The sequence below is a fragment of the Rhizobium sp. BR 315 genome, from assembly GCF_050577975.1.
Classification (GTDB): domain Bacteria; phylum Pseudomonadota; class Alphaproteobacteria; order Rhizobiales; family Rhizobiaceae; genus Rhizobium; species Rhizobium miluonense.
Window position 1 is genome coordinate 22,534 of record NZ_JARWKZ010000063.1, and the last position, 6,109, is coordinate 28,642.

The following is a 6,109-nucleotide window of genomic DNA, read 5'->3' on the forward strand; positions in this document are numbered from 1 at the left end:
GGATTTCCTTCCGGCGACCTTTTTCCGACTCCATGTGAATTCACCGGCGCTCGGTGTTTCGCCCAGCGGCCGATCGTACTACGCGTGGCGTCCGTAAAGCCTGGCGATATCCTCGCGCTTGAACGGGACTGTGTCGCGGTCAACCTGGTCCTGGTAGTTGCGGGCATATTGGTGGCCGGAATAGACGGCTGCCGCGATGAGGCCCGGGGCGAGACAGTCGCCGAGGCGGGTCACGGTGCGGATGCCGGCGTCGGCCCATTCCGCGTCGCGGGCTTTCAGCTCCAGCCACAGCGCCTCGTCCGGCAGGCGCGCGGTAACCGGGACGAAGGCGGCGCAGTCGATGGTGTCGATCTTGTCGCTGTAGATGCAGGCAAGTTCCAGCCGATCTTTCGTGCGGCCGGCAAGTGCCTTTGCCGTCATGATGCGGACCCCGAGATCGACGAGGCGCTTCTGCACCCGACCCTGTTCCAGGGTGTTCTTGCTCCAGGGAGAAACCTGGGATTCCGGTGTGACGAAGGTCACCGAACGACCGGTTTTCGCAAGCAATTCAGCCAGTACGCTACCCATATAGAAGCAGTCGTCATCGAAGACGACGACCGGGCCATCAGCCGGCACCGCTTCGGCACCTGCGGAAAGGATGGCATCGGGAGAGACAAGCAAACCTTCCGTAAGGAAGGCGAGTGGCCGCCGGTGGGTGCGGCCCACGCCGTCGATACGCCACCGTGCGCCGGTGGCGATCGCCACATGCGGGATGCGGTATTGCAGCACGTCGTCGGCCGAAAGCGCGCTGTGCAGGTAAAGCTCGGCATTGGCACGGACGCTGAGCTGGCTGAAGCGCCAGTCGCGCACGCGGCCCCAGGTCGCAAGCCCCGGCAGTCGACATTCGCGCGCGACCCGACCGCCCCATTCATCGCCGCCTTCCGCCAGTACGACATCGACGCCGCGCTGGGCAAGCGCCCGTGCCGCTTCAAGCCCCGCCGGCCCGCCGCCGATGATCAGCGCGGGCTCCGGTGTTGTGGCTGTTGCGATAATCTCTGGATGCCAGCCCTTCCGCCATTCCTCGCCGATCGTCGGGTTCTGCGTGCAGCGCATCGGCACGTTCGTATTGTCGCCGGATGTACAGATGTTACAGCCGATGCATTCGCGGATGTCGTCGATGCGGCCTTCTTCGATCTTGCGCGGCAGATAGGGATCGGCGATCGACGGGCGCGCGGCGCCGATGAAGTCGAGGATGCCTTGCCGGATCGCCCGCACCATACTGTCCGGCGAGGTATAGCGGCCAACGCCGACCACCGGCTTGGTGGTGACGGACTTGACGAAGCGGATATAGGGCTCCTGGTAGCCTTCCTCGGAGAAGCGGGCCGTCTGGCTGTCGTTCGACCAGTCGGAAAGATTGACGTCCCAAAGATCCGGAAGCTCGGCGAGCGCCGAAATAATGTCCTTGCCTTCGCCCTCGCAGGTGATGCCGGAAGGTCCGAGCAGCTCGTCAACCGCAAGGCGGATGGCCAGCGCGCAGGTGTCGCCGATCGCCTCGCGCGTATCGTCGATGATCTCGCGGAACAGGCGGAGCCGGTTCTCGAAGGAACCGCCATACTCGTCGCCGCGGTCGTTGTGGCGGCGGGACAGGAAGTGCTGCAGCACGCTCATGTCGTGACCGGCATAGAGGTAGACGATGTCGAAGCCTGCCTTCTTGGCGCGCCGCGCTGCGCTGCGATACCAGCGGCGCATGTCGGCGATGTCGGTCTTGTCCATGGCGCGCGCCTGCACGGGGTCGAGGCTGTCGCTGATGGAATGAGAAGGAGCAAGGGGGATCATCCGGCTGAAGCGGTTGGCGACATGCAAGCCGTTATGCACCAGCTGAATGGCGGCAAGGCTGCCATGCGTGTGGATGCTGTCCGTGACGGCGGAAAGCGCCGGCAGGTCGCCGTCATCCCAAAGGCGCGCTTCGTTGGCCGGCGTCAGGTCCGAGGTGGGATGGATCTCTGCTTCCTGGGTAGAGACGACCGCCCAGCCGCCTTCAGCCTTCATGCCGCGCAGATGGGCTTCAGCATTGGGATAGCGGTAGCCCATGCCGGAACAGTGCGGCACCTGGTAGAAGCGGTTATGCGCTGTGACGGGGCCAATTTTGACGGGTTGGAAGAGAATATCGAAGCGGGGGTCTCGCGACATGTCATGCCATTTTGGAGAGCTGTGTTCCGCATGCTAAGCGGATGCCGGTCACCATATCGGGAACGCATAGCCAGGCAAGAGAATTGTTATATGCGCATATAATGCAGCTCATGGACCAGCAGCACGACGTGCGCCGGTCGCGCGAGCGCACGCAGTGCCGGAAAGCGGATAACCAGGACGCTTGAGGCCTTCAGCTAAAGCTCAGAAGGCCATGCCCGTTTTCGATGGCATGGCCTGGTTCTTGGTCATTATTGTTGCAGACAGAAAGATGGCTGCTGCCGCTATCTCCGCCGGCTTTCGGTGCCGAGCTCGGCATCAATGTGATTGTATGTAGCCTGAACCATGTCGATATCGCTGAGGTGGCTGGCAACGGCGATTTCGATCATCAGGTTGGCGACGGCGGCGTCGACGCGCAGATTCTTGGTCCGCCGTGCCTTGCTCACGAGGGTGGCGGCCATATTCTCATCGCCACCGAGGGCGAAATAGAGGTCCAGCGCACTCTTGAGAAAATGCGTGCTGCGGTAAGAGGATGACTGCGGCGCAAGATCGCCTTCCTTTTGTACGACCACCGTTACCGCTCTGTTTTGGATTTCACTCATCCGAATTTCCTGCAATCGTTGAGACTATACAAAGTAGTTTGCCTATTTAACCTGCCAAAACTAGCCCGAGCCTGACGTCCTAGCCGCAGGCATGATGAGCTCATTTGCGGGTAGGGCTTCTAACCGATCTATCGTACAGGGGATTGCTGGTCATTGACTTTTATCGGTTTCCGCAGGTGCCTTCGGGGATATCCAGTTAAAATACTTTCACGACCAGTTCTCACGCTGCAGCCGGCTGACGGGATAAGAATCAAGTTGAGATCTGACGAGACGTCATTTCGCGGTTGCGGTTGCCCGCCACCTCGTGATGAATAAGCGCTTCGTAAGCCAATAGGATGCGTAGCCGTCGCTTTAATGCCACCCATGATGAGACATTTTTCAATTTCGCAGACCATCTCTCTTGGGTCTTTGGTGATCTGGCTATTCACCGGGGCGCTCGCTATCGCCCTGCTGGCTGCTTTTCAATATAGGTCCGGGCTCGCCGAGCTTTCTGACTGGACGCGGGCGACGGATACATTCCTCGCCGAAAAGCTGGCGCAGCACGACGCGCACATGACGGCACTTGCTGCTGTCATTCGCATGTCGCCGGCCGAGCCGTCGGCGAGCGTTCAGGGGCTCGCCCAGTCGGTCACGGCCTTTTATCCCCGCATCACCGATATCGCGACGATCCGCATCGACGGAACCGCCGCCCGCACGATTGCCTACGGCAATCTCAATGGACCGGTCATCGAAGCGGGACAATCCGCCGGCGATCTGCCCATACTCGGAAAGCCAGGCGAAACCACTATCCGGCCAATTCCGGAGCGGCATGCCTATGACATATACAAGCTTGTCGAAGCGGGGCGGCTCCTTCGGCTGCGCATCAGCGCCGGCGCGCTTTTGGGTACGGACCGCATTCCTCCGGGATACTCCGTCAGCCTGTCGCTCGGCGATACCGTACTCTTTACCCAAGCGACAAGTGGCACCTCAATTCTGGACGTGAGGACCAGCCTTTCCGCCAGCAATCCGGGACAGCCGCTGCACCTGTTGATCAGCCGGAGCTTCCGCCTTGGCGAGCTCTTTCCCGTAAGCCTCGTGATTCCCCTGTTGGTTGGATCGGCGATATTGGTCTGGCTCGGCGTGCAGTATCGCAATGCGAGCCGAGAGAAGCGGCGGCAGGAGCTGCGCGCCACGCTGCTGGAGCAGGAGGCACGGCTTGCTCATGCTGGCCGGGTGAATGCGCTTGGCGAAATGGCTTCGGGTATCGCCCATGAGCTGACCCAGCCGGTCGCTGCCATGCTGAGCCAGAGCCAAGCAGCGCGGCGGGCCTTGACCCTGGACCGCGCGGACATTCTCGAACAGGCGCTGGACGCCAATATCCGTGAGGCGAAGCGGGCAGGCGATATCCTCGACCGTATGCGTGCCTATATTTCCGGTGCGGAAGCGCGGATCGAGAAAGTGACGTTGGCCGAGGCGCTGCACGGCGCGCTGCGTCTCGTCGAAAAGGATCTGGCGCAGCAGGGCATCAGACTCGACACAGCGATCGCCGACGCCCCCTGCATCGTTGCGATCGATGTCATTTCGTTTCAGCAGATCATCCACAATCTTATCCGCAATGCCGCCGATGCTGTCGCCGGCCGACCGGAGGCGCGCATAGCACTCGAGGCTCGGAAGGGAAGGGGACAGGCGATCATTGCGATCTCCGACAACGGACCGGGGATCGATCCTGCCTTGCTCGACCGCATCTTCGAGCCATTCTTCACCACCAAGCCCGATGGTATGGGGCTCGGTCTGCCGCTCTGTGTTCGATTGATCGAAAAGATGGACGGCACGATCGAGGCGCGGAACGACAGCGGCGCCTGTTTTACCATCCGTCTGCCATCCGGAGAGGCCGCATGATCTATCTCGTCGATGACGACGCCTCGGTGCGTGAGGCGCTGTCACTCCTGCTTTCCACCTACGGCAAGAACGTTACGGCATTTCCGGATGCGGCGCATCTGCTTGCGCATATGGACAGGGCGAAGCCCGGCGTATTGATTCTCGACCTGCGCATGCCGGCAATCAGCGGGCTGCAGCTTCTAAAGAAACTGGCTGAAATGAACATCGGCTGGCCGGCGATCATGATCACCGGTCACGGCGACGTCGAAGCCTGCCGTCGCGCATTCAAGGCCGGGGTGGCGGATTTCCTCGTCAAGCCCGTCGACGAGCATGTGCTGATCGAGGCGATCACGTCCTGCGAGGCCCAACTCGCTGAGCTGCTGGCGCGGCAGGAGACCGGACGGCTACTGGATCAGCTCACAGCGAGAGAGCGCGAGGTCATCGAACTTGTCTCGAAGGGCCTGGGCAGCAAGGAGATCGCCGCGGCGCTAGACGTCTCCGTCCGTACGGTAGACAGCCATCGGGCCAGCATCGCCATGAAGCTCGGCACGCCAGCTGTGGCCGAACAGACGCGCATCTGGCTCACTGCCCATCGGTAATCCTACCGACATGGTTCCGCGACGGTGCGAATTCCGGCAAAACGATGCTCCGGCTAGATATGCCTTCAGGAAACGCAACACCTTGGAGGTTCCCGAAATGAAAAACGCCGTGCTTTCGCTCGTCCTCGCCACCGCCTTCGCCGTTCCGGCTCTCGCGGACAACACCGTCAAGCAGACCAGCCTCGGAACCGCACTTGCGGTCGATCTTGCCCAGGCCGCCGTTACTGCCTGCTCGGCTGATGGCTACAACGTCGCTGCAGCCGTCACCGACCGTTCCGGCATCCTGTTGGCGCTGGTCCGCGCCGAAAATGCTGGCGCCCATACGGCGAATGCTGCGACCGCCAAGGCCTACACCGCTGCCTCCTCGCGCAACCCGACCAGCGGCATGGCCGAGACCGTCCAGAAGAACCCGGCTGCGGGTGGCCTCGCCGATATCTCAGGGTTCCTGGTGCTTGCCGGCGGCGTTCCGGTGAAGGTGGGCAAGGATACGGTCGGCGCGATCGGCGTCGGCGGCGCACCGGGCGGCAACTTCGACGAAGCCTGCGCAATCAAGGCGCTCGACAAGTTCGCCGACCGTTTGAAGTAAGTTTTCGCTGGAAACACCACAAAGCGCCCGCAAAGCCAAGCTCTGCGGGCGCTCAGACCGCTGACAAACCCGTCGATATTTTCGGCGGGTTTTGTGTTTGCGGATTGATGCTTTTGAGAAGGTGGCGTTTCGATTTTGTTGAAACGGCCTGATCTGCTCAGGCCATGCTTGGCTTTGGCGCCTTTGTGAGGGCCATTGCGATCTTCTTGATGTTCTGGGCGGCGGCAGCCAGCAGGCACTGGCATCTGACGCACACGAGACTTCGGAAGCGGGCGTATCGGTGACCGTGGAGTTGCTTG

Annotated in this window: 5 protein-coding genes and 1 pseudogene; 3 read left to right on the forward strand and 3 right to left on the reverse strand. The window is 61.6% G+C overall.

From position 1 onward, the window contains the following. Window positions 1-78: 78 nt before the first annotated feature. Both QD409_RS31365 and QD409_RS31370 read right to left on the reverse strand, forming a co-directional pair. On the reverse strand, window positions 79-2,169 hold the full coding sequence (locus tag QD409_RS31365) for an NAD(P)-binding protein (RefSeq protein ID WP_430764629.1): 2,091 nt from the start codon (window positions 2,167-2,169) through the stop codon (window positions 79-81). Between the two features lie 281 nt (window positions 2,170-2,450). Continuing rightward, the gene (locus QD409_RS31370) at window positions 2,451-2,768 is read right to left on the reverse strand and encodes a hypothetical protein (protein WP_092855991.1); all 318 of its coding nucleotides are present in this window, start codon (window positions 2,766-2,768) and stop codon (window positions 2,451-2,453) included. A gap of 411 nt (window positions 2,769-3,179) precedes the next feature. On the opposite strand from QD409_RS31370, the gene QD409_RS31375 reads away from it, so the two are divergent. From QD409_RS31375 to QD409_RS31385, 3 genes are all read left to right on the forward strand, one after another. After that, on the forward strand, window positions 3,180-4,646 hold the full coding sequence (locus QD409_RS31375; RefSeq protein ID WP_430764630.1) for a sensor histidine kinase: 1,467 nt from the start codon (window positions 3,180-3,182) through the stop codon (window positions 4,644-4,646). Then, window positions 4,643-5,224 (forward strand): response regulator transcription factor, encoded by a 582-nt coding sequence (locus tag QD409_RS31380; RefSeq protein WP_430764631.1) that lies wholly within the window; start codon window positions 4,643-4,645, stop codon window positions 5,222-5,224. The genes QD409_RS31375 and QD409_RS31380 overlap by 4 nt, the downstream gene beginning before the upstream one ends. Window positions 5,225-5,321: 97 nt before the next feature. After that, window positions 5,322-5,810, forward strand: a complete 489-nt coding sequence (locus tag QD409_RS31385) for a GlcG/HbpS family heme-binding protein (RefSeq protein ID WP_430764632.1) — start codon at window positions 5,322-5,324, stop codon at window positions 5,808-5,810. A gap of 157 nt (window positions 5,811-5,967) precedes the next feature. Here QD409_RS31385 and QD409_RS31390 read toward each other — a convergent pair. Next, window positions 5,968-6,109 (reverse strand): annotated as a pseudogene (locus QD409_RS31390) (IS5/IS1182 family transposase); the annotation flags it as partial.

What these genes read in the sequence shown, in the direction of transcription:
- QD409_RS31365 (WP_430764629.1), bottom strand. Translation starts at nt 2,169, where the DNA reads ATGTCGCGAGACCCCCGCTTCGATATTCTCTTCCAACCCGTCAAAATT.
- QD409_RS31370 (WP_092855991.1), bottom strand. Translation starts at nt 2,768, where the DNA reads ATGAGTGAAATCCAAAACAGAGCGGTAACGGTGGTCGTACAAAAGGAA.
- QD409_RS31380 (WP_430764631.1), top strand. Translation starts at nt 4,643, where the DNA reads ATGATCTATCTCGTCGATGACGACGCCTCGGTGCGTGAGGCGCTGTCA.
- QD409_RS31385 (WP_430764632.1), top strand. Translation starts at nt 5,322, where the DNA reads ATGAAAAACGCCGTGCTTTCGCTCGTCCTCGCCACCGCCTTCGCCGTT.